We start from the raw sequence: 21815 nt of genomic DNA, 5'->3' as shown, positions 1-21815 counted from the left end.
CCTCTGAGTACAGTGGATCGGGTGGAGACAGTGGAGCGGTTGATCCGGAGCACGCAGCAGCTGCTCTGGGAGCGAGGTTACGTCGGCACCAGCCCGAAGGCGATCCAGGCCGCGGCCGAGGCCGGCCAGGGCAGCATGTACCACCACTTCACCGGCAAGGCCGAGCTGGCCAAGGCGGCGATCGAGCGGTCCGCCGCCGAGCTCACCGCGGCCGCCGAGGAACAGCTGTCCGGTCCCGGTACGGCGGTCGAGCGCATCACCCGGTACCTGCGCCGCGACCGCGACGTCCTCAGGGGCTGCCAGATCGGCCGCCTCACCGCCGACCCGGACGTGATGGCCGACCCCGCCCTGCGCGCCCCCGTCGAAGCCACCCTGGGCCGGATCCGCGAGCGCCTCGCCGAGATCCTTGCTGAAGGCAAACAGTCCGGCGAGTTCCCGCCGGCCCTGGACCCGGTCGCCACCGCCACCACGATCGCCGCCGTGCTGCAAGGCGGCTACGTGCTCGCCCGGGCCGCCGACGACGACGAACCGTTCGAGCAGGCGGTGCAAGGAATCGTCCAACTACTGCGAGGAGTAGCGCTGTGAGGATCGGTGCCGTCTTTCCCCAGCTCGAGATCGGTAGTGACCCGGCGGTGGTGCGGTCCTGGGCGGAGACCGTCGAGTCGGCCGGATACACGCACGCGCTGGCCTACGACCATGTGCTCGGCGCGAGTCCGGAGCATCGGCCGGGCTGGACGGGGTACACCGACAAGTCCTTGTTCCACGAGGTTTTTGTGCTGTTCGGCTATCTGGCGGCGGTGACCACCGAGCTCGAACTGGTCACCGGGGTGGTGATCCTGCCGCAGCGGCAGACCGCTCTGGTCGCCAAGCAGGCGGCGGAGGTCGACGTGCTCAGCGGCGGCCGGCTGCGGCTCGGCGTCGGCATCGGCTGGAACCAGGTCGAGTACGACGCCCTCGGCGTGCCCTTCAAGCAGCGGGGCGCCAAGCTCGAGGAGCAGGTCGACCTGCTGCGCAAGCTCTGGGCCGACCCGGTGATCTCGTACGACGGGAAGTTCCACCAGGTCGAGGAGGCCGGCCTCAACCCGTTGCCGGGTCGCCGGATCCCGATCTGGTTCGGCGGTTCGGCGGAGGCCGTGCTGCGCCGGACCGGGGAGATCGGCGACGGCTGGATGCCGCAGAGCGCGCCCGACGACGAGGCCCGTGCCTGCGTCGAGCGAATCCGCCAGTACGCCGTGGAGGCGGGCCGCGACCCGGCGGAGATCGGCTTCGAGGCGCGACTCAGCCTCGGCCGCCTGCCCGAGGCGGACTGGCCGGCGTTCGTGCGGGGCTGGCGGGAGATCGGCGCGACGCATCTCGGCGTCAACACGATGGGCATGGGCCTGAAGTCGCCGGCCGACCACGCCGCCGTGCTGCGCGACGTCCTGCCGTTGCTGCGGGAGAGTTGAGCCCGCGGGCGAACAAACCGCCGCCGGGCGGCGTCGTAGTCCGACGTGGAGGAGGCGCGCGTGGTGACCAGGTACCGGCTGCTGGTCGTGAGCGTGGCCTCTGTCGCGGTGATCGCCGTGGCTGTCGGCGCGCTGCTCGCCACCCAGGTGTCTCCCAGCCCGCAGGACGCGACCGCCGCCCCGCTGGGCGCGGCGGTACCCACAATCTCTTCACCAGTGACTGTGACTCCAGCAGCGGTGAACGCCGCGAAGCTGCCCACCGGCGCCGCACCGCAACTCACCTACGTCCGCGCCCGCACCGTGCATTCCGCCGTCGGCGGCCCGATCACCGTCCCCGGCTCGGCCGAGATCGTCGCCGCCGCCCGCCTCTGGGACACCACCTTCACCCTCCAGCGACAGCCCGACAACACCACCGCCCTGATCGTCCTGGACGCCGAAGCCCGCCAGGTCAACCGCATCCCCGGCGTGGACTCCCTCGCGACCAGCATCGACGGCCAGTCCGCCGCGTACGCCGCCGGCAACCTGACCGAGTGGCGCCCAGGCGGCAAGCTCTGGTTCCAAGGCCCCGGCAGTGAGCCCACCGCGACCCTCGCCCGTAAGGACGGCTACGGCCTCGAGGTGCTCCGCGTCGCCGGACGGAAGGTCTACTTCCGCTCCGCAGCCACAGCAGAAGCTCAGCCCAGTCTTTACCGCTGGGACATCGACGGCACCGTGCACCTGCTCGGCAAGGCGGTCCAGCCCGCCGCCGTGTCCGCGGACGGTTCGCAGTCGGCCAACCTGGTGGTCCGCACCGACAGCGGCACCTGTACGGCACTGACCGACACCGCCACCGGACGCCAACGCTGGCTGACCTGCGAGCGTACGGTCACCGGCTTCAGCCCCACGGGCGCCTACGCCATCGGAACTCCACCCGGCGACTTCCCGTTCGGACCGGAGCGGGTCTTCCCGCTGGACCCGACAACCGGCAAGCCACTCAGATCCTGGACCGCCCCGGCCTTCCAGGACCTGCGTGCCGAGGACGACGACCACCTGCTGCTCGCCTGGCACGACCGCGCGAGCCCGGGCAGCCGATCCACCCTGGTCCGCTGCGCGATCAGCACCGGCCGGTGCGAGCGGACCCTGCCGCTTTCGACCGAACCACTTCTGCTCGGCTCATGACCCCGCGGGCCGCGCTCAGGGCTCCGAGGCCCACCCAACAGGTGTGTTGGCGGTTGAGCCACGAACGGCCAGGGGACAGGGCAGCGTGACGATCTCGGTCGGGCGCTCCGGCTCGGCGATCCGGCGGCGGAGCAGCTCGATCCCGGTCGCGACGATCCCGGGTACCGGCTGCTCGACCGACGTCAGGTCGAACGCTTCCCACCCGGCCAGCTCGGTGTTGTCGTAGCCGATCACCCAGAGGTCGTCCGGCACCCGGACGCCGAGCGCCCGCGCGCCGTCGAGAATCCCGAACCCGAGCAAGTCGGTCAGCGTGAACAGCGCGGTCGGCGGTTTACGGGCCGACAGCAACTTCCGGGCGGCCGCGTGACCGGCGGCGTGCGACACCCCGGTGGTGACCACGTTGCGATCTCTGAGCGGTACGCCGGCGTCGGCGAGCGCGGCGCGGAATCCGCGCTCCCGGTCGCGCGAGGTGTTGCCGGTGTGTTCGAGCCGCACCAGCCCGATCTCGGTGTGCCCGGCTTCGACCAGGTACCGGCCGGCGTCGTACGCGCCCTGCCGGTCGTCACCGACGACCTGGTCGCAGTCCAGCCCGTCGATGCCGCGGTGCAGCAGGATCGTCGGCGTGCCGGAGTCGAGCGCCATCGTGTGTAACGGTGAGGCGTACGACGCCGACGTCACCATGAAGCCGTCGACCAGGCGCTGCTGCAGGATCGTGCCGAGCGACTCAGGCTGCTCGTGCTCGATGTTCCACAGGATCATGTGCAGGCCGGCCGCGCTGAGCCCCCGGCCGATCTCGTCCAGCAGCTGGGCGTGGAACGGGCTGGTCACCCGGGTCACGAACACCCCGATCGTGCCGGTCCGGCCGGTCTTCATCGCGCGGGCCAGCGCATTCGGCGTGTAGTTGGCCTCCTCGAGTACCCGCAGCACCCGGGCCCGGGTCTGCGGGGTGACCTTCGGGCTGTTGGTCAGGACCCGTGAGACGGTCGCCTGCGACACCCCGGCCAGCCGCGCCAGGTCCTTGCTGGTGAGCGGACGACTCATCCCCGTCTCCCCTCGTCGTCGGACCCGAACCCTACTGAACGGTTCGGTCCGTCGCCGCCGAGCAGCCGTCGGAAGTTGTGCACTACGGTCGAGATGAACCGGATCACCGGTCACGCAGTGACCGGCGTCGAGGAGAGGAGCTGTTGTGGCAGTCGAGGTCACCGGACCGAAACACGAGCGGTACGACGAGATCCTCAGCGAGCGAGCGCTCGAGTTGATCGAGCGGCTGCACCGCGCGCTGAACCCACGCCGCCTGGAGCTGCTGGAACGGCGCCGGGCGCGGGTCGAGGAGATCGCCGCGGGTGGGTCGCTCGGTTTCCTGGCCGAGACCGCCGCGGTACGCGAGGACCCGGACTGGCGGGTGGCCGACCCGGCGCCCGGGCTGGTCGACCGCCGGGTCGAGATCACCGGCCCGACCGACCGGAAGATGACGATCAACGCGCTGAACTCCGGCGCTAAGGTCTGGCTGGCCGACCACGAGGACGCGAACACCCCGCTGTGGGAGAACGTGATCGGCGGCCAGCTCAACCTGCTCGACGCGATCACCCGGAAGATCGACTTCACCAGCGAGGCCGGCAAGTCGTACGCGCTGAAGCCGGACGACGAGCTGGCCACGATCGTGGTCCGGCCGCGGGGCTGGCACCTGCCGGAGAAGCACCTGCTGGTCGACGGGGAGCGCACGTCGGGATCCCTGGTCGACTTCGCGCTCTACCTGACCGCGTGCGGGCAGCTCCAGCTCGACCGCGGGCAGGGGCCGTACTTCTACCTGCCGAAGATGGAGTCGCACCTCGAGGCGCGGCTGTGGAACGACGCGTTCATGCTGGCCCAGGAGTTCCTCGGCATCCCGCGCGGCACGATCCGGGCGACGGTGCTGATCGAGACGTTCCCGGCGGCGTTCGAGATGGAGGAGATCCTGTACGAGCTGCGCGAGCACTCGGCCGGACTCAACGCGGGACGCTGGGACTTCATGTTCAGCGTGATCAAGACCTACCGCGACCGGGGTGCCGACTTCCAGCTGCCGGACCGCAACTCGGTCACGATGACGGTGCCGTTCATGCGGGCCTACACCGAGCTCCTGGTCCGCACCTGCCACAAGCGCGGCGCGCACGCGATCGGCGGGATGGCGGCGTTCATTCCGAGCAAGGACCCGGCGGTCAACGAGCAGGCCTTCGCCAAGGTCGAGGCGGACAAGAAGCGCGAGGCCGCCGACGGCTTCGACGGCTCGTGGGTCGCGCACCCGGGCATGGTGCAGACCTGCCGGGCGGCCTTCGACGAGGTGCTCGGGTCCGCGCCCAACCAGCTGAGCAAGCTGCGCGAGGACGTCGAGGTCACCGCCGACCAGCTGCTCGACGTCGCCGCGACGCCGGGCGAGGTGACCGAGGCCGGACTGCGCAACAACGTCAGCGTCGCGATCCAGTACCTGGCCGCCTGGCTGCGCGGGACCGGTGCCGTCGGCATCTTCAACCTGATGGAGGACGCCGCCACCGCCGAGATCTCGCGTTCACAGATCTGGCAGTGGCGGCGCAACGGCGTCGTGCTGGACACCGGCGCCACGGTCACCACGGAACTCGTCACAACCATCGCCGACGAGGAGATCGCCAAGCTGGGCGACGATCCCACCGCCTACGCCGAGGCCCGGCAGACCTTCCTGGACGTCGCCACGGCCGAGGAGTACGTCGATTTCCTCACCCTCCCGGCCTACGAGCGCATGCCGTAGGCGGCGTCGACCTCCACCTCGACCAGCCAGCCGCCGACCGGCAGGTTCTCGATCTCGAGGGCGAAGCGGGACGGGCGTGCCTTGTTGACCACGAAGGGTTTGGCGGGCGCGGCCGTCCCGAGCGGGACGGGGACGAACTTGCCGGTGGTCAGGTCGGTGTTGGCGAAGTACTGGCGGTAGGCGCGGTTCCAGCCGGCGAAGTCGGCCGTGGTCGCGCCGGCCGGGTTCTGCAGGAAGACCCGCATCGTGTAGACGTCGTCGTAGGACAGGCCGGCCGCTTGCAGGTTCTCCCCGATCCGGCGCAGCACGTTGATGCCCTGCGCTTCGGTGATCGTGACTCCGGCCGGCAGCGTGCCGCCGGGGAAGACCGCAGTGTCGATGTAGGACGCCTCGCTGCCCGCCGGGGCTGCGGTGTTCAGCGCCGACGGGCCGAGGCCGGACGTCTTGTAGATGGCGGTGTTCGCCCCGATGCCGACGCCGCTGGCGATCATCGGGTTGGCCTGACCGGCCGGCAGCGCCGGGACGACGGTGCCGGGGCGTGGCGGTTTCGGCCGGTCCCACCAGCCGGCGGCGGTGGACGCGCCCGCGGTGAACGTGAGGGCGACGACGGCGAACCCGGCGAGCAGCTTGTGTTTCATCGGCTGGTCACTCTCGTGTGCAGGGCGGTCACGGTCGCCCGGGCCGACACCATCGCGCCGTGCTGCCAGGCGATGGCGTGGCTGAGGTGGTCACCGGCGAAGTAGATGTTGCCGGTGGCATCGAGCAGGTCGGCGTACGTGCCGTCGGTCTGCGACGTCCAGCCGACCCAGGCGCCGCGGGAGTACTCGGTCCCGGCCCAGTCGACCGAGAACGACGCCTTCACCTGTTGGCGGTACACGTCGCCGTGGATCTTGGCGCCCTGGCTCAGTGCGCGATCGAGCCGCGCGGCCGGGCTCAGCGCGCCGTACGCCGTGGCGTTGGCGCCGGTGTTGTAGTAGCCGATCACCGTGCCGCGCTCACCGTGGAAGCCGCTGGACGGATACCAGGTGTTGACCAGGTCGAGATTGCTGTTGGTGATGCCCCCGTAGATCCGGTGGTCCTGCTCCCACCAGCGCCGGGAGTACTCGATGCCGATCTTGCCCGCGTTCGTCGGCCGCGCGTAGCGCAGCGCGGCGAGCACGTTCGCCGGCAGGTTGGACGGAACGGTCGCGGCGATGTGCGGCGGCAGCGCGCAGATCGCGAAGTCGGCCTTCAGTTCCCGTGGCCGGGACCCGGTGCTGTAGACGACGGTGACGCCCTCGGTGGTGTTGCGCAGCCCGAGCACCTGGGCGCCGTAGACGAACTTCTCCCGGCCGATCGCCCGCTCGAACGCGTACGGGATCCGATCCATCCCGCCGACCGGCTGGAACATCATCATCGCCTGGTCCCAGCCGAACTCGAACGAGAAGTAGTTGCCGACCCCACTGGCCAGCACGTCACTGAGCCCGTACGGCGCGGCGGTGGTGCCGCCCTCGAGTCCGGCGCCGGGCTCGACGACGTACCCGCGCCGGCCGTCGGTCCCGGTGTAGGCGAACCCGTCGGCCTTCGCGCCGATCGCGCCGAAGCTACGCAGGAAGCTGATCAGCGCGTCCTTGTCGGTCGCGGTCAAGGCGGAGTCGAGCGCGCCTTGGTCGGTGGCCTTGGCGAGCAGTTCGGAGACGTAGCCGTAGACGTCCGCCTTGGCGGTGCGGTGCCGGATCGGCTTGTTGGACAGGGCCGTGGTGCCTTCGCGGTACAGGTAGGCATCGGCGTTCTGGTTGACGAACGGCTCGATCGCGACGCCGAGCTCGCGGCAGTAGTCGAGCGTCACGTGGTGCTGAGGGATCCGGCCGGGGCCGGCGTTCATGTACTGCCCGGAGGAGAAGCGGGCTCGCTGGGTGTGGCCGTGCAGGTCCTTCTCCTCGGTCCCGTTGCGCACCGTCCAGTTCCGGCCACCGGGCCGTTTGCGGGCCTCGAGCAACGTCACCTGGTACCCGGCCTTGCCGAGCTCGTACGCCGCGGTCAGGCCGGCGATTCCCGCACCGAGGATCACCACGTGCTTGCGGCCGCGGCCGTCCAGTTCGATCCGCGCCGGGGCGGCGTACGCGGGGGTCTCGGCGGTGCCGGCCAGGCCGAGCGCACCCATCGCGGAGTACATCACGCCGGCGCCGCCGGTGACACCGACTTGCTGGAGGAACTGCCTCCTGGTCTGGGCCATACCGTCTCCTCACTGAGCAGCTCTGGAAGTAGCTGCTCAGGAAGGTAGTCAGTGGCCGTTTCGCCGCTATATCGGTTCAGTGACCGGCCCGGATCGGACCGGTCAGTATTGTTACCGGCTGACGAACCTGTTATGAATCACTTGCCGAACTGGGCTTTCAGTGCTGCGGCGGCCGAAGCGACCTCGGCGTAGACGCCGGGGTAGCCGGCCTCGGCGCAGCCCTTGCCCCAGGAGACGGTGCCGAGCAGGCGGCCGTTGAGCACCAGTGGGCCACCGGAGTCGCCCTGGCAGGCGTCCTTGCCGCCCTTCAGGTAGCCGGCGCAGACGTTGCTCGCGGCGGCGTACCCGTTGCCGACGTACTCCTCGTTGGCCAGGCAGGTGGCGTCGCCGAGGTCCGGCACGGCCAGCTTGTGGAAGGTGGCGTCGGGCCCGGTGTCCCGCGTGTCGCCCCAGCCGAACACGGTCGGTACGACGCCTCGGCGGTCGGCCTTCGGGTTGGTCTCCAGCGCGATCAGCGGGACGCCGGTGATCGGGGTGCTCAACGTGAGCACGGCGAAGTCGTAGCGGTTGAGCTTGGTGTCGTAGCCGGGGTGGATCCACACCTTGCTGACCTTCGAGATGCGGCCCGCCGAGCGGTCCCGCAGCTCGGCTCGGCCCTGGACAACGGTGTAGGTCCCGATCGGCTTGGTCATGCAGTGCGCCGCGGTCAGCACCTTGTTCGGCCGGACCAGCGCGCCGCCGCACCAGCGGCCGCTGGAGTGCGACGACCGCGAGTTGGTGACGGCAACCGTCCAGGGGGCCTCCGACAGTGCCGCGAGCGTGCCACCGACGATCAGACTGCGGTCCGTGCTCTCCTGCCCCGGCTGGTGCGTCGCTGCGGTCGCCACTCCCGAGATCGTGAGGACCAGTACGCCGGCGATCGCCACGGCTCGCTTCATCATGCGAAGAACCTACTCTCCGTATGCGTTCGATCGCGAACCGCAACGCCTCAGCTGGCGACCTGTCCTTCCTGCTCGACACCCCACGCGGCCAGCAGGTGCTCGGCGACCAGGTTGTCCAGCGCCAGGCAGCAGCTCGCCCCGAACAGGATGTCGCCGACCGCCTCCGGGTGCTGCTCGGCGTACTTGCCGCACAGGTCGTGGGCGGCGATCTGCTCGTGGACGGCGTCCGCCTCGACGTGCTCGGTGAAGTAGCGGGCCTGCTCCTCGGTCGCACCCAGGCGGACGGCGCCGCTGGCATACCGGCGGTTCGGCGTCGTGGAGGTCATCTCCAGGGCCGCCAGATGGCCGAGCAGCGCGCCGGTCCAGCGGCGGTGCAACGCGAACAGCGACATCGCGTTGGACAGCGCCAGCGTGACGCCGGGCACCTCCGGCACGTAATGGCCGTAGGTGTCGTTCAAGCCGAGCCAGCGCATCGTCGTACGGAACAGTTCGGCGTGCATGCGTTCGGGCCGGCCGCCGCCGTACTCGTCGGCCTGGATCTCCACCAGCGCGGCCTTCACGGCGCCGTCCAGGCGGGGAATGCCGTAGCTGTGCGGGTCGGCCTCCTTGAGCTGGTAGACCGAGCGGTTGAGCACGAACTCGCGGAACTGCTCGAGCGTCGCGTGCCGGTGCAGGTACGCCGCCAGCGAGGGGCCGTCGTCGGCGTCGATCAGGGCGCGCAGCTGGGTCGCGACCGGTTCGGTTGCCGAGGGCTCCGGTGCGCACAGCGCCTGCAGCCACTCGGTCCACACCTGCTCGAGCTCGGCCCGGAAGGTGAGGAGTTCGGTGTCCCACTCGGCGTCCGGCGGGGCTTCGGCGAATCCGCGGTAATGCAGCTCGTAGCAGCACCACAGCGCGAGCTGGAAGTCGTCGTCGGTCGGGCTGCCAAGGGTCCGCGGGGCCGGACCGCTGCCGCCGCGTAGGTGATCAATCACCCATCCGCTGAGTGGCCCGCGAGGGGGTGGAAGCTGCATTCAGTGCTCCTTTGAACTGGCTGCCAGTCCAGTACCCCGGTTCATGCCGATGGGTACCGGGGCCGCATGGACGACTCCGAGACCGTGATCCGCGCCTATCCGGACGGCCCGCTGCTGGTACGCGGCGACTTCGCCCTGCTGGACGAGGAGGGCCGGGAGATCACGCCCGAGCGCGGCACCATCGCTCTGTGCCGGTGCGGTCGCTCCGCGCTCAAGCCGCTGTGCGACGGCAGTCACACCCTCGCCCGCCGCGGGCCCCGCCCCGGCAGCTGAGCTGCGGCCGAACTCGGCTTTTTCCGGCCGCGTGCTGCACACTTGCGAGGTAGGCCGACCGCTGGGGGGCTCGGCGTCTTCGCGAGGAGGTCCACGATGGAGTCGGTTCCACTACAGGCAGAGCGGCCCGCGCCACCGCCGCTGCAGCAGTTGGCCGACGTGATGGCCGACGTCGCTTCGTCGATGCAGGCGCCGATGGACCTGGACGAGACGCTGCAGGTGATCACCCGTGGCGCCGCCGAGACAGTGCCCGGCATCGTCGAGGCGAGCATCTCGCTGACCCGCAAGGACGGCCGGATCGAGACCCTCGCGCCGACCGGCCCGCTGGCGATCCGCGCCGACCACCTGCAGTACGAGCTGCACGAAGGACCCTGCCTGGACGCCGCGCTGGGCGAGCCGGTCGTGATGGTCGCTGACCTGGCCACCGACCCCCGCTGGCCCGACTTCGGCCCGAAGGCCGCGGCCCTCGGTCTGGGCGCCCACCTGGCCTTCCAGTTCAGCGCCGAGCCGCACGCCCGCGGCGCGCTCAACCTGTACTGCACCGAGCCCTACGGCATCGACGACGACTCGGTGTATCTGGCCAGCCTGTTCGCCGGCCAGCTCGCGGTGGCGATGGGCTGGGCCAAGCAGGACGAGACGATGTCGCAGGCGCTGGCCACCCGCAACGTGATCGGTCAGGCGGTCGGCATCGTGATGGAGCGGTACACGCTCGACGCGGACCGCGCCTTCGCCTTCCTGGCCCGCCTGTCGCAGTCCGGCAACGTCAAGCTTCGTGAGGTCGCGAGCAGCCTGGTCGAGTCCGCCAACGCGAAGTCACAGCGCCACCTGCACCACGGCGCCGGAAAGCCCTAGCCACTGCGGTCTGCTCGGCCCCTGCAGGATGGTGAGGCACCCGCCGGTGGGGTGAAAACCGCCCGGAGGGGTGTGGCGCGGCGGTGCGGCGGGCACGGAGACGGGTATGACTGTCTACGGCTTTCACGCCTCGCACGAACAGGTCCCGCCCGCCGGCCTGCTGGACGCGGTGGTGCGGGCGGAACAAGCCGGCTTCACCGCGGCGATGTGTTCGGACCACTTCAGCCCGTGGAGCGCGCGGCAGGGCGAGTCGGGCTTCGCCTGGTCCTGGCTCGGCGCCGCGCTGCAGGCCACCGGGCTGACCTTCGGTGTGGTGAACGCACCCGGCCAGCGCTACCACCCGGCGATCATCGCCCAGGCGATCGGCACGCTCGGGTCGATGTACCCGGGACGGTTCTGGGCCGCGCTCGGCACCGGGGAGGCCAGCAACGAGCACATCACCGGCGACCCCTGGCCCCGCAAGGAGCAGCGGACCCAACGGCTGGAGCAGTCGGTCGACGTGATCCGCCGACTGCTGCAGGGCGAAGAGGTCAGCAGTGACGGCCTGGTCACCGTCGACCGGGCGAAGCTCTGGACCCGCCCGGACGAACCACCCGCACTGCTCGGTGCGGCCGTGTCGGAAGCCACGGCGCGGTGGTGCGCCGGGTGGGCCGACGGCCTGATCACCGTCAACGCCGAGCACGACCACCTGCGCCGGCTGATCACGGCGTACAAGGAGGCGGGTGGGCGCGGCAAGGTCTGCCTGCAGGTGCATCTGAGCTACGCCTCCACCGACGAGGAGGCGCTGGCGCTGGCCCACGACCAGTGGCGGAGCAACGTCTTCCCGCCGCCGTTCTGCTGGGACGTCGACACGGCCGACTCGTTCGACCTGGCCGCCGAGCACGTCCCGCCGGAGGCGATGCACAAGACCGTGCACATCTCCTCGGACCCGGGCCGGCACGCGGAGTGGCTGAACCAGTACGCCGGCCTCGGCTTCGACGCGATCTACCTGCACCACGTCGGCCAGGAGCAGTCCGAGTTCGTCGACGTGTTCGGCACCAAGGTGCTGCCGCAACTGGAGGTGACCCGCCCGTGAGACTGACCCGGACCGCCGACGTCTGGTGGAAGAACGCCGTCGTCTACTGCCTGGACATCGAGACCTTCTTCGACACCGACGGCGACGGCCGCGGCGACATCCGCGGCCTGTCGCAGCGCATCGACCACCTGGCCGAGCTGGGCGTCACCTGCCTGTGGCTGATGCCGTTCTACCCGACGCCGGACCGCGACGACGGCTACGACATCACCGACTTCTACGGCGTCGACAAGCGGCTCGGCACGCACGGTGACCTGGTCGAACTGATCACGCTGGCGCAGGACCGGGGAATGCGGGTGATCGCCGACCTGGTGGTCAACCACACCTCCGACCAGCACCCGTGGTTCCAGAGCGCCCGGGCCTCCCGCGAGTCGCCGTACCGGGACTGGTACGTCTGGCGCGACGAGCCGCCGGCGAACGCCTCGGAGGGGGTCGTCTTCCCCGACCAGGAGGACAGCCTGTGGCAGTACGACGAGCAGGCCGGGCAGTACTACCTGCACCAGTTCTACAAGCACCAGCCGGACCTGGACATCGCCAACCCGGAGGTGCGGGACGAGATCATCCGGGTGATCGGCTTCTGGCTGCGGCTGGGGATCTCCGGCTTCCGGGTGGACGCGGTGCCGTTCCTGATCGACACCGCCGGCTCGACGGACGCCGCCAACCTGCCCGACCCGCACGACTACCTGCGTGACCTGCGGGCCTTCCTGAGCCGGCGCAACGGGCAGGCGGTGCTGCTCGGCGAGGTCAACCTGCCGTACAAGGAGACTCGTCAGTTCTTCGGGGACGAGGACGGCGACGAGCTGACCATGTGCTTCGACTTCATCGGCATGCAGAAGATGTACCTGTCGCTGGCGCGGCAGGACCCGGCCGAGCTGGTCAAGGCGCTGCGTGAGCGGCCCGCTCCGCCGGAGGAGGCGCAGTGGGGCACGTTCGTGCGCAACCACGACGAGCTGACCCTGGACAAGCTCACCGACGACGAGCGCAACGAGGTGTTCGCCGCCTTCGGCCCGGACGAGAACATGCAGCTGTACGGCCGGGGTCTGCGCCGCCGGCTGCCACCGATGCTCGGCAACGACCTGCGCCGGCTCAAGATGGTCTACAGCCTGCTTTTCTCCCTGCCGGGCACCCCGGTGCTCTTCTACGGCGAGGAGATCGGCATGGGCGAGAACCTGGACGCCGAGGGACGCAACGCCGTCCGGACGGTGATGCAGTGGACGGACGGGCCCACCGGCGGGTTCTCGACCGCGGACCCGGCCGACCTGGCCGGCCTGGTCGTCGAGGGGGAGCTGTCGCCGGAGCACGTCAACGTCGCGGCGCAGCGCAAGGACCCGGACTCGCTGCTGAACTGGATCAAGCTGCTGATCCAGCGCTACCGGGAGACGCCCGAGCTGTCCTGGGGTGACTGCACGGTGCTGGAGCACGAGTCGCCGTCGGTCTTCGCGCACCGCACGGAGTGTGAGGGCGGAACCGTCGTCACCGTGCACAACTTCGCCGACGAGCCGGCCACGGTCACGCTCGCGGTGGCCGGTACCGGGGTCGGCGTACGGGCGGTGGATCTGCTGCAGTCGAACGCTGCCGAGGTCGCCGAGGACGGAACGGTTCAGCTGGAGCTGGAGCCTTACGGCTGCCGCTGGTTCCGCATCCTTCAGCCGGGGGACCGCTACATCCTCTGAGCAGCACAGCACCGGCCCCGCGCGTCTCGCGCGGGGCCGGTGTCAGCTGCGGCTGTCAGGCGCGGTACGCCGTCCACATGTTGCTGATCCGGGTGCTCTGGTCCGGGGAGAACTGGTTGTAGCAGGAGTCGTAGGAGTAGTCCATGTAGTTGTGGATCGGGTCCAGGCCGGGCAGCGAGCAGGAGTCGCGGCCGATCGGGCAGCCGTTGGTCGGGCTGCTCTGCGCCGGGGTGTCGGCCACCTCGTCGTTCGTGGTCGTGCAGCCGCCCTGGAAGGTGTGGTAGAGCCCGAACCAGTGGCCGGCCTCGTGGGTCGCGGTCTCACCGAGGTTGTAGTTCGGCTCCGAGCCGCCCGGCAGCGAGGTGTACTGCACGCGGATGCCGTCGATGCCCGGCTGCCTCTTGTAGTCCCACGGGAACGTGGCGATGCCGAGGTAGCCGAAGTCGACCAGCCAGATGTTCAGCGCGTTCGCGCCGCCCTTGCGGGTCTGCTTGCGGTAGGTGCTGCTCTGCTTGTCCTGGTGCCACTGGGTGTTGTTGTAGCGGAACGTGCCGGCCAGGTTGAAGGTGAAGCCGGTGTTCGCCGCGGCCGACGACTCGCCACCGGCGAAGGTGTTGTTGAGCACGTTGATCTGCTGCGCGATCTGGCTGTCGGTGACGTCGCCGTTGCCGGCCGCGTCGCGCATCACGTGGAAGTAGACCGGGACCGTCGCGGCCGCCAGCGCACCCTGCGGTACGCCGATGCCACGCTCGGCCTTGGCCTTGAGCAGCTGGGCCGTGCGAGCCTCGATCTGCCGCTGCTCGGCCGGACTGACGTCGCGGGTGTCGGCGCCACGACCGCCCTTGGCCGAGGACTCGGCCGGGGTGAAGCACGGGTTGCTCAGGCCTTCGGCCGGCAGCTGCGCGGTCGCCTGGCCGCCGAGCGGGCTGAACGTGAGGGCTGTGCCGGCCAGCAGGACGGCCAGGACACGGGGACGAGTGATTCGCATCGCTGCGCTCCTCGGGGATCGGGCCGCGAGGCGGGCGGCCGGGTGCCGGAATATTGCGCGTTTCCGCGCCGATCCGGAAGCGATCGGATCCGGACGGTGGCCGGTCGAGGGAAAACCTTCGGACTGTGAAGAGTCGCTGCAACAAGGAGAAATACTCACCCGCTGCGCCAAGCGAACTGGAATACTCACGCTCGGCCGCTTCGGCATTGTGAGGAGATTCCGCGTGAGGTTCTGGAAAGTTGCTGTTCCCGTAGCGGTTATTGCGTCGGGCATCAGCCCGGCGTACGCCGTGAGTGATCAGGTGATCTCGTACCATGGTTACGAGGTCACCGTGCCGGCCGACTGGCCGGTGGTCGACCTGTCGACCGATCCGACCGCCTGCGTGCGGCTCGACCGCCCGGCCGTGTATCTCGGCCGCAGCACCGCGCAGAGCGACTGCCCCGCGCACCTGGCCGGCCGCAGCCAGGGCCTGATCCTGGAGCCGCTGACCAAGACGGCCCGATCCACCGACGGCGAGCTTCAGCGGGCCGTGCAGGACGCCGGCGTCCTCGCCACGGCGTACTACGCGCCGGGTGGGGCCGCGGCCGCGCGGGACGTGCTCGACACCGGGCGGGTCACCGCCAAGGCGACGCGGCTCGCCCAGCCGCGCGCTGCCGCCGTCACACCGTCCATTGTTGCCACCGGCAACTTGCAGGGCGGCTTCGCGTTCGACACCTGTACGGCGCCCAGCCAGGCCGCGATGGACGGCTGGCTGTACCCGAACTCCGGCTACAAGGCCGTCGGCATCTACATCAGCGGCGGGCTGCGCGCCTGCAACCAGCCGAACCTGACCCCCGCCTGGGTCGCCGCGAACGCCGCCAAGGGCTGGCAGTTCCTGCTGATCGACGTCGGCATGCAGGCGCCCTGCACCAACTTCTCGAGTCGCATGTCGACAGACCCGGCGACGGCCCGGGCCCAGGGCCGCACCGCCGCAGCCAATGCGGTCGCGTCCGCCCAGGCACTCGGATTCGCCCAGCGCAGCGCGATCTACAGCGACCTCGAGAACTACGCCGCCGGGTGGACGGCCGCCTGCAAGGCGTCGGTCCTGTCCTACGTCAGCGGGTGGACCACCGAGCTGAATACCCGCGGCTATGTCAGCGGCGTCTACGTCGGCGCGGCCTCGGGTGGTGTCGACCTGTCCGCCGAGTACTACAACCCGGCGTACACACGGCCGGACAACCTCTGGTTCGCCCGGTGGAACAACGTCACCAACACCACCGACGACAAGTACATCCCGGCCTCGCTGTGGACCAACCGGCAGCGTGTCCACCAGTACGACGGCCCGCACGACGAGACGCACGGCGGCGTCAAGATCAGCGTCGACAGCAACGCGGTGAACCTGACCGCACCGCCCGCGCCGGTGACCGGCTTCGACGCCACCGGCGCCTACTCCACGGCGAGCCTGAAGTGGACCGTCCCGGCCGGCCATCAGGTCATCGTGCGCCGCAACACCGGCACGACGCCGCCGCCGCTGCCGAACGTCGGTACGGCGGTCTACACGGGCACCGCGAGCTCCACGACGGCGACCGGCCTGGCCAACGCCACCAGTTACGCGTTCCGCGCGTGGGTGAAGGACAGCACCGGCAAGATCGGTCCCGGCGTCGACACCGTGCTGATCGGCACCGGCGCCACCGTCGCGGCGAGCGCTCCGGCGATCAACTACGGCGGCTCGGTCTCGCTCTACACCCGCGCCACCCGCAAGGACACCGGCGCGTCACTCGTCGGCGTACCGCTGTCGCTGTACGCGCGGGCGAAGAACAGCTCCACCTGGCGTGAGGTCGCCCGGGTCACCTCGGACGGCACCGGCCAGGCGTCGTCGGTGCAGAAGCCGACGGTCTCCACGGTCTACGCGTGGGGCTACAACGGTTCGCCGGACCTGCTCGGCTCCCGCAGCGGCAACGCCACGATCGAGGTCAAGCCGACCATCACGATCAACCTGGCCGCGTCGATCAAGCTCGGCACGACCACCCCGGTCTACGGCTACCTGCGCCCGCAGCACCCCGGTACGACGGCGTACCTGCAGCGCCTGACCGGTACGAGCTGGCCGACGGTCACCACGACCAAGCTGAACACCACCGGCAACTACGGCTTCAACATCAAGCCGACGGCCCGCGGTACGTCGTACTACCGGGTGGTGTGGCTGGCTGACGCCGACCACGCCACCACGGTCAGTGCGACCAAGGCAGTGACGGTCAGCTGATTCCCCCGGACGACCTGGTCAGCGCGCTGCGCCGGCCAGGTCGTCCGCTGGTCCGGGTGGAGTACTGAGACTTCCGTAGCGCTCCATCCGCTGCCAGCGCAGCCGGTTGCCCGCCAGGGCGGTGAAGACCGACTGGATGACCACCAGGTACATGAGCTGGCGGTAGACGAACTGCTGCAGCGGCAGGCTCCACAGCGGTCCAGGGCGCTCGTTGTCGAGCCGGAACGCGTACAGACCCATCGCCAGCTGCAGCGCGACGAAGCCCGCCCAGACGCCGAGCACACGCCACGGGTTGAGGAACACCAGCCCGTACAGGGCGAACACGTCGACCACCGGTGCGAGCAGCGGCAACAGCACCTGGAACAGCAACAGGTACGTCAGTCCGCGCCGGCCCAGCTTGCCCGACTGACCGCCCTGGAGCCAGGCGCCGCGGTGCTTCCACATCGCCTGCAGCGTCCCGTAGCACCAGCGGTAGCGCTGCCGCCAGAGCGCACCGAGTGAAGCCGGCGCCTCGGTCCAGGCGACCGCCCGCTCCTCGTAGACCACCCGCCAGCCGTCCCGGCACAACGCCATCGTGAGGTCGGTGTCCTCGGCGAGCGTCACGTCGCTCAGCCCGCCGATGCGTTGCAGCGCGCTGCGCCGGAACGCGCCGACGGCGCCCGGCACCGTCGGCATGCACTCGGCCAGGTCGAACAGCCGCCGGTCGAGGTTGAAGCCGACGACGTACTCGATGTGCTGCCAGCGACCGAGCAGGCCACGGCGGTTGCCCACCTTGGCGTTGCCGGACACCGCGCCGACGGCCGGGTCGGCGAACGGCTGGACCAGCCAGCGCACCGCGTCCGGTTCGAACACGGTGTCGCCGTCGACCATCACGACAAGCTCGTACGACGCGGCCAGCAGGCCGGTGTTGAGCGCGGCCGGTTTGCCCGCGTTGCGCTGCCGGATCACCCGGACGCCGGGCAGCCGCAGCGACTCGACCAGGTCGGCCGTGCCGTCGGTCGAGCCGTCGTCGACCACGATCACCTCGACCGGATGGTCGGAGGCGACCAGCGAACGCACCGCCGCCTCGATCCCCGCCGACTCGTTGTACGCCGGGACGATCACCGTCACCGGCTCGGTCACCGGCGTACCGTCGCCCCAGGTCCAGAAGCGCTCGCGCGCGTGCCGCTTGGCCGCGATCACGGTGGTCAGGGCGCGCAGGACACTCAGCGCGCCCGCGGCGTACAGGAGCCAGGTGATGACGGCCAGCACGCCGTCGCTCAGCTTGATCGCGGTGATCACTGCCAGGCCTCGGAGCCGGTCGGCCGTCGACGCCTTGTGCACCGGTGCCGGGAGAGCGACCGCGTCGCTGACGGTGGTGAACCGGAAGCCGCGTGCCTTGGCGGCCGGGACGAGTTCGCTCAGCGCGGCAAGGGTTTGGCTGCGATCGCCGCCGGAGTCGTGCATCAGCAGGATCTGCCCGGCGGTGCCCTTCGGCGTCGAGTTCGCCACGATCTCGGCCACGCCCGGCCGCCGCCAGTCCTCGCTGTCGAGTGTGCTGAGCACCGTGAGGTAACCGGCCTCGCGAGTGGCGCGAATCGCGGCCCACTCGGCGTCGGTGATCGCCGAGGCCTCCGACGAGTACGGCGGCCGCAGCAGCGGCGTACTGATGCCGGTGGCGCCGGCCAGGATCAGTTCGGTCTGGCGCAGCTCGAGCGACCGCCGCCAGCGGGACGTGGTGGCGAGATCAGCGTGGGTGAGCGTGTGCACGCCGATTTGGTGGCCCTCGGCAACTATGCGGCGGGTGAGCTCGGGATGCTCGGCGACCTGGGTGCCGACGACAAAAAACGTCGCCTTGACGTCGAGACGGCGGAGCAGGTCCAGCACCTTCGGGGTCCACTCCGGGTCCGGCCCGTCGTCGAAGGTGATCGCGATCGTCCTGCCCTTCGGCCGGACCGACCGGTCACCGGCCGGCGCAGCGTCGATCACCGGCCCGCCCGCGGTGATCGCCGCCGGCACGGTCGAGTGGCCACCGGTGGCCTGACGTTCGCCGTCCGGTGCGTGGCCGAAGAGGTGATTGGTGTAGCCGTGCAGCGCGAGTGCTCCGGTCAGACCAGTTGGTGCGGTTCGACCTGGAGGGGCGCGGCCTCACGCTCGGCGCGACCGGCACCGCCGCGCCGGCTCCGTCCGTGGCCGGGGACACCGTCACCTATCCCGACCTGTTCGGCGACGCCGACCTCGTCTACCAGGTCGGGCCGGACCAGCTGAAGGAAAGCATCGTGCTGGAGTCGGCGCCCGCCGACCCGACGTACACGTTCAGCCTCAAGCTGGCCGGGGTGCAGGCGAAGCCGCAGGCGGACGGCTCGATCGCGTTCTACCGGCAGAGCGGCGTCGGTGGACCGTTGTTCCGGATGCCGCGGCCGTACATGACCGACGCCCGCGACGACGCGGCATCGCCGTACGGCAAGGCGTTCAGCGACAAGGTGACCCAGACCGTCACCCAGCGCGGCGCGACCATCGACATCACCGTCCGGGCCGACGCCGAGTGGCTGAAGAGCGCCGACCGGCAGTACCCGGTGGTGATCGACCCGACCATCGCGATCGAGCCGGCTCCCGACCAGGCCCAGGACGCCATGGTCGACTCCGCGGCGGCGACCACCAACTACGGCGGCATCACCGGCCTGTACGCCGGAACGACGGGCTCGGCCAAGCGCCGCAGCCTGCTCAAGTTCGACCTGTCCAGGGTCCCGGCCGGGACCCAGATCGACGCGGCGCAGCTCAAGCTGTACTTCGACCAGACCTTCGAGACCAACGCCAACGCCGTCCAGCTCGAGGCGCGCCAGGCGACGTCGGCGTGGTCGGAGTCGACGGTGAACTGGAACTCGGCGGCCAACACCACGCTCGGCAGCGTCGGGTACAACATGTCGTACATCGACGACAGCCACACCGGCAGCACGTCGATGGTGGGTGCCTGGCTTCCGGGCACGGCCGCGATCGCCGACGGCGGCGGCTACAAGTACCAGAACGACGCCGCCACCGGTTCGTCGTTCAGCTGGTACCCCGACATCACCGAGACGGGCAACTACGAGGTCTCGGCGGGCTACCTCCAAGGCGCCGACCGGGCCACCAACACGCCGTACTCGGTCGTGCACGGCAGCGGCACCACCGCGTACCTGGTGAACCAGACGCTGGGGACCGGCAACGTGATCAAGCCGCTCGCCACCCTGCCGTTCACCGCCGGCGGCACCTACCGGGCCTCGATGGGCGACGTCGCGGGCAAGACGACGACCGCGGACACGATGCGGTTCATCAAGCGGGCCTACGACACCAAGGAGGCCGGCGAGAGCAGCACCTGGCACACGTTCAGCGTGCGGTCGATGGTGCAGTCGTGGCTGAACGGGACCGCGAACCACGGCATCGTGGTCAAGGCGACCGACGAGACGCTGGGCCGGGGCGGACCGGTCTACCAGGCCAGCGAGTACGCCTACAACGGGTCCGACCTGCACCGGCACGCGAACCGGCCCAAGCTGGTCCTGACCTACGGGCGCCCCGGCGTCACCCTCGCTCCGCCGACGACGATCGCCGCGACCGGGGCCACGCTGAGCTGGAGCGCGTACGCCGACCCGAGCACCAGCACCGCGGACGACCTGGTCGAGTACCAGGTGCACCGCAGCATCCAGCAGAACTTCGTCCCGACCGCTGACACGCTCGTCGCTCCGGTCGCGCCGGGCGCGACGACGTACACCGACACCAGCGCCGAACCGACTCCGGCCAGCGACACGTCCGACGAGGGCGACGGTTACTACTACATGGTCGCGGTCAAGACGAAGGACGGCGGGCTGACCGCCTCGGCGACCCAGCTGGCCCGGCTGCCCAAGGCCGGACAGGTGGTCAAGTACTTCCAGAACGCCGCTGACTCGACGCTGTCGAGCACGCTGTCCGCGACCAACCTGGACAAGGTCGAGGGCAAGGCCTGGCTCGAGGTCGGCAACAACACCACCTACGGCAAGACCCGTGCGGTGGTGAACTTCGGGACGGTCACCTCCGCCATCCCGGCCGGCTCCACGATTCTGGACGCCAAGCTGGGCCTGTGGAAGGCGCACTACGAGGGCACCGCCGCTCAGCTCAACGCCCACGCCTTGAGCAAGACCATCGTCGAGTCGACGACGACCTGGCAGCGGGCGAGCACGGCCACTGCCTGGACCACGCCGGGCGGTGACTTCGGTGCGTCGCTCGACTACGTGCCGGCCGGCAACATGGGGCCTGACCCGACCTGGCACTGGTGGCAGGCGAAAACCGCGGTGCAGAGCTGGGTGAATTCGCCGGGCACCGAGAACGGCTTCCTGGTGAAGCAGGCCACCGAGACCACCTCCGGGCACGCGTTGTTCCTCAGCGCCGAGGCCGCCGAGCCGCTGCTGCGCCCGATGCTCAAGGTGACGTACCTGGCCAAGACGCCGGATTCGGCGTACCACGCGCCGAAGACTCCGCAGCGCCAGGAGCCGGCGGCGACGTACCCGGTGGACGTCACGGTCACCAACACGCAGGCCTTTGCGCTGAAGGCGACCGACTACGCCCTGTCGTACCACTGGGCCCTGCCCGACGGGACCGAGGTGACGTCGGCGGCCAACCGGCTCGACACCGCGCTGCCGGCCGACCTCGCCCCGGGGGCGGCGGTCAAGGTGAGCGCGCAGGTGAAGAGCCCGGTCGCGGCCGACCCCAGCAACAAGCGCGAGGACTTCGTCCTGCAGTGGGACCTGCGCAACAAGGTGACCGGAGCCTGGTTGTCGAAGACGACCGGTGGCGTCGGGGCGCTCGCCCAGAACGCGGCCGTCGAGGACCCCACGTCGGACCAGCTCGGGCTGGAGAAGTTCTACCAGTACGCCGGGAAGAACACCGGCTCCGGATCGTCGGCGATGGTGAACCTCGCCACCGGCAACGTTGCCTTCGGCTACAACGCGCTGACCAACCCGAGCCGGGGCGCGTCGACGTTCGTCCGGATGACGTACAACAGCCTCGACACCTCCGCCTCGTCGATGGGCTACGGCTGGTCGCTGTCCACCTCGACGCTGAACCGGCTCGGCTCGGCTCGGCGCTCGACTTCCACCCGCGCGGCCAGCGGTGGCCGACCGACATCACGCTGACCGACGGGGACGGCACCAGCCACACGTTCGCGCTGAACAAGCACGGCACGACCGACGAGACCAAGTGG

General features: G+C 70.2%; 17 protein-coding genes. 10 read left to right on the top strand and 7 right to left on the bottom strand.

Annotation, left to right across the window (positions count from 1 at the left end; translation table 11 throughout):
- The first annotated feature begins 21 nt into the window (after positions 1–21).
- From BWI15_RS28770 to BWI15_RS28760, 3 genes are read left to right on the top strand one after another with little or no spacing between them, the layout of a single operon-like run.
- Positions 22–585: a TetR/AcrR family transcriptional regulator gene (locus tag BWI15_RS28770; RefSeq protein WP_077017687.1), complete on the top strand. Its 564-nt coding sequence runs from the start codon at positions 22–24 to the stop codon at positions 583–585.
- Complete coding sequence (locus BWI15_RS28765) at positions 582–1445, top strand: LLM class F420-dependent oxidoreductase (RefSeq protein ID WP_077017686.1); 864 nt, start codon at positions 582–584, stop codon at positions 1443–1445. The genes BWI15_RS28770 and BWI15_RS28765 overlap by 4 nt, the downstream gene beginning before the upstream one ends.
- A 60-nt stretch (positions 1446–1505) precedes the next feature.
- The gene (locus BWI15_RS28760) at positions 1506–2603 is read left to right on the top strand and encodes a hypothetical protein (RefSeq protein ID WP_077017685.1); all 1098 of its coding nucleotides are present in this window, start codon (positions 1506–1508) and stop codon (positions 2601–2603) included.
- Between the two features lie 15 nt (positions 2604–2618).
- Here the strand turns inward: BWI15_RS28760 and BWI15_RS28755 are convergent, their stop codons facing one another.
- The gene (locus BWI15_RS28755) at positions 2619–3644 is read right to left on the bottom strand and encodes a LacI family DNA-binding transcriptional regulator (RefSeq protein WP_077017684.1); all 1026 of its coding nucleotides are present in this window, start codon (positions 3642–3644) and stop codon (positions 2619–2621) included.
- A 145-nt stretch (positions 3645–3789) separates the two neighbouring features.
- Here BWI15_RS28755 and aceB point away from each other — a divergent pair, with 145 nt between their 5' ends.
- Entirely contained in the window at positions 3790–5361 is a 1572-nt protein-coding gene (gene aceB, locus BWI15_RS28750) for a malate synthase A (protein ID WP_077017683.1), read from the top strand.
- Here aceB and BWI15_RS28745 read toward each other — a convergent pair.
- The 4 genes from BWI15_RS28745 to BWI15_RS28730 all read right to left on the bottom strand — a co-directional run bounded on the left by BWI15_RS28745 (position 5343) and on the right by BWI15_RS28730 (position 9530).
- Positions 5343–5999, bottom strand: a complete 657-nt coding sequence (locus tag BWI15_RS28745; protein WP_077017682.1) for a Rid family hydrolase — start codon at positions 5997–5999, stop codon at positions 5343–5345. The two genes, aceB and BWI15_RS28745, sit on opposite strands and share 19 nt — an antisense overlap.
- Positions 5996–7576: a flavin monoamine oxidase family protein gene (locus BWI15_RS28740; RefSeq protein ID WP_077017681.1), complete on the bottom strand. Its 1581-nt coding sequence runs from the start codon at positions 7574–7576 to the stop codon at positions 5996–5998. The genes BWI15_RS28745 and BWI15_RS28740 overlap by 4 nt, the downstream gene beginning before the upstream one ends.
- Before the next feature lie 137 nt (positions 7577–7713).
- A complete protein-coding gene (locus BWI15_RS28735; protein WP_077017680.1) occupies positions 7714–8517 on the bottom strand; it encodes a S1 family peptidase in 804 nt (267 codons plus the stop codon).
- Between the two features lie 47 nt (positions 8518–8564).
- Positions 8565–9530, bottom strand: coding sequence for an iron-containing redox enzyme family protein (locus BWI15_RS28730; protein WP_077017679.1), 966 nt, complete (start codon positions 9528–9530; stop codon positions 8565–8567).
- Positions 9531–9596: 66 nt separating this feature from the next.
- Between BWI15_RS28730 and BWI15_RS28725 the strand changes: the two genes are divergently transcribed.
- The 4 genes from BWI15_RS28725 (at position 9597) to BWI15_RS28710 (ending at position 13400) form a co-directional block, all read left to right on the top strand.
- Positions 9597–9803 carry a CDGSH iron-sulfur domain-containing protein gene (locus BWI15_RS28725; protein ID WP_077017678.1) on the top strand — a complete coding sequence of 69 codons (207 nt, stop codon included), beginning with the start codon at positions 9597–9599 and terminating at the stop codon, positions 9801–9803.
- 96 nt (positions 9804–9899) lie between these two features.
- Positions 9900–10655, top strand: coding sequence for a GAF and ANTAR domain-containing protein (locus tag BWI15_RS28720; RefSeq protein WP_077017677.1), 756 nt, complete (start codon positions 9900–9902; stop codon positions 10653–10655).
- Between the two features lie 106 nt (positions 10656–10761).
- The gene (locus BWI15_RS28715; protein WP_077017676.1) at positions 10762–11730 is read left to right on the top strand and encodes a TIGR03885 family FMN-dependent LLM class oxidoreductase; all 969 of its coding nucleotides are present in this window, start codon (positions 10762–10764) and stop codon (positions 11728–11730) included.
- Complete coding sequence (locus tag BWI15_RS28710; protein WP_077017675.1) at positions 11727–13400, top strand: alpha-amylase family protein; 1674 nt, start codon at positions 11727–11729, stop codon at positions 13398–13400. The genes BWI15_RS28715 and BWI15_RS28710 overlap by 4 nt, the downstream gene beginning before the upstream one ends.
- 55 nt (positions 13401–13455) lie before the next feature.
- Here the strand turns inward: BWI15_RS28710 and BWI15_RS28705 are convergent, their stop codons facing one another.
- Complete coding sequence (locus BWI15_RS28705) at positions 13456–14388, bottom strand: zinc metalloprotease (RefSeq protein WP_077017674.1); 933 nt, start codon at positions 14386–14388, stop codon at positions 13456–13458.
- Between the two features lie 289 nt (positions 14389–14677).
- Between BWI15_RS28705 and BWI15_RS28700 the strand changes: the two genes are divergently transcribed.
- Positions 14678–16627, top strand: coding sequence for a DUF1906 domain-containing protein (locus BWI15_RS28700; RefSeq protein WP_237771504.1), 1950 nt, complete (start codon positions 14678–14680; stop codon positions 16625–16627).
- 18 nt (positions 16628–16645) lie between these two features.
- On the opposite strand, the gene BWI15_RS28695 is transcribed toward BWI15_RS28700, so the two are convergent.
- Positions 16646–18595, bottom strand: a complete 1950-nt coding sequence (locus tag BWI15_RS28695; RefSeq protein WP_237771503.1) for a bifunctional polysaccharide deacetylase/glycosyltransferase family 2 protein — start codon at positions 18593–18595, stop codon at positions 16646–16648.
- A gap of 110 nt (positions 18596–18705) precedes the next feature.
- Here BWI15_RS28695 and BWI15_RS40250 point away from each other — a divergent pair, with 110 nt between their 5' ends.
- Positions 18706–21747: a DNRLRE domain-containing protein gene (locus tag BWI15_RS40250; RefSeq protein WP_237771502.1), complete on the top strand. Its 3042-nt coding sequence runs from the start codon at positions 18706–18708 to the stop codon at positions 21745–21747.
- Positions 21748–21815: the final 68 nt, after the last annotated feature.

Source organism: Kribbella sp. ALI-6-A, assembly GCF_001984195.1.
Lineage (GTDB): Bacteria > Actinomycetota > Actinomycetes > Propionibacteriales > Kribbellaceae > Kribbella.
The sequence above is the reverse complement of the archived record's forward strand: the minus strand, read 5'-3'. Positions and strand labels throughout refer to the sequence as shown.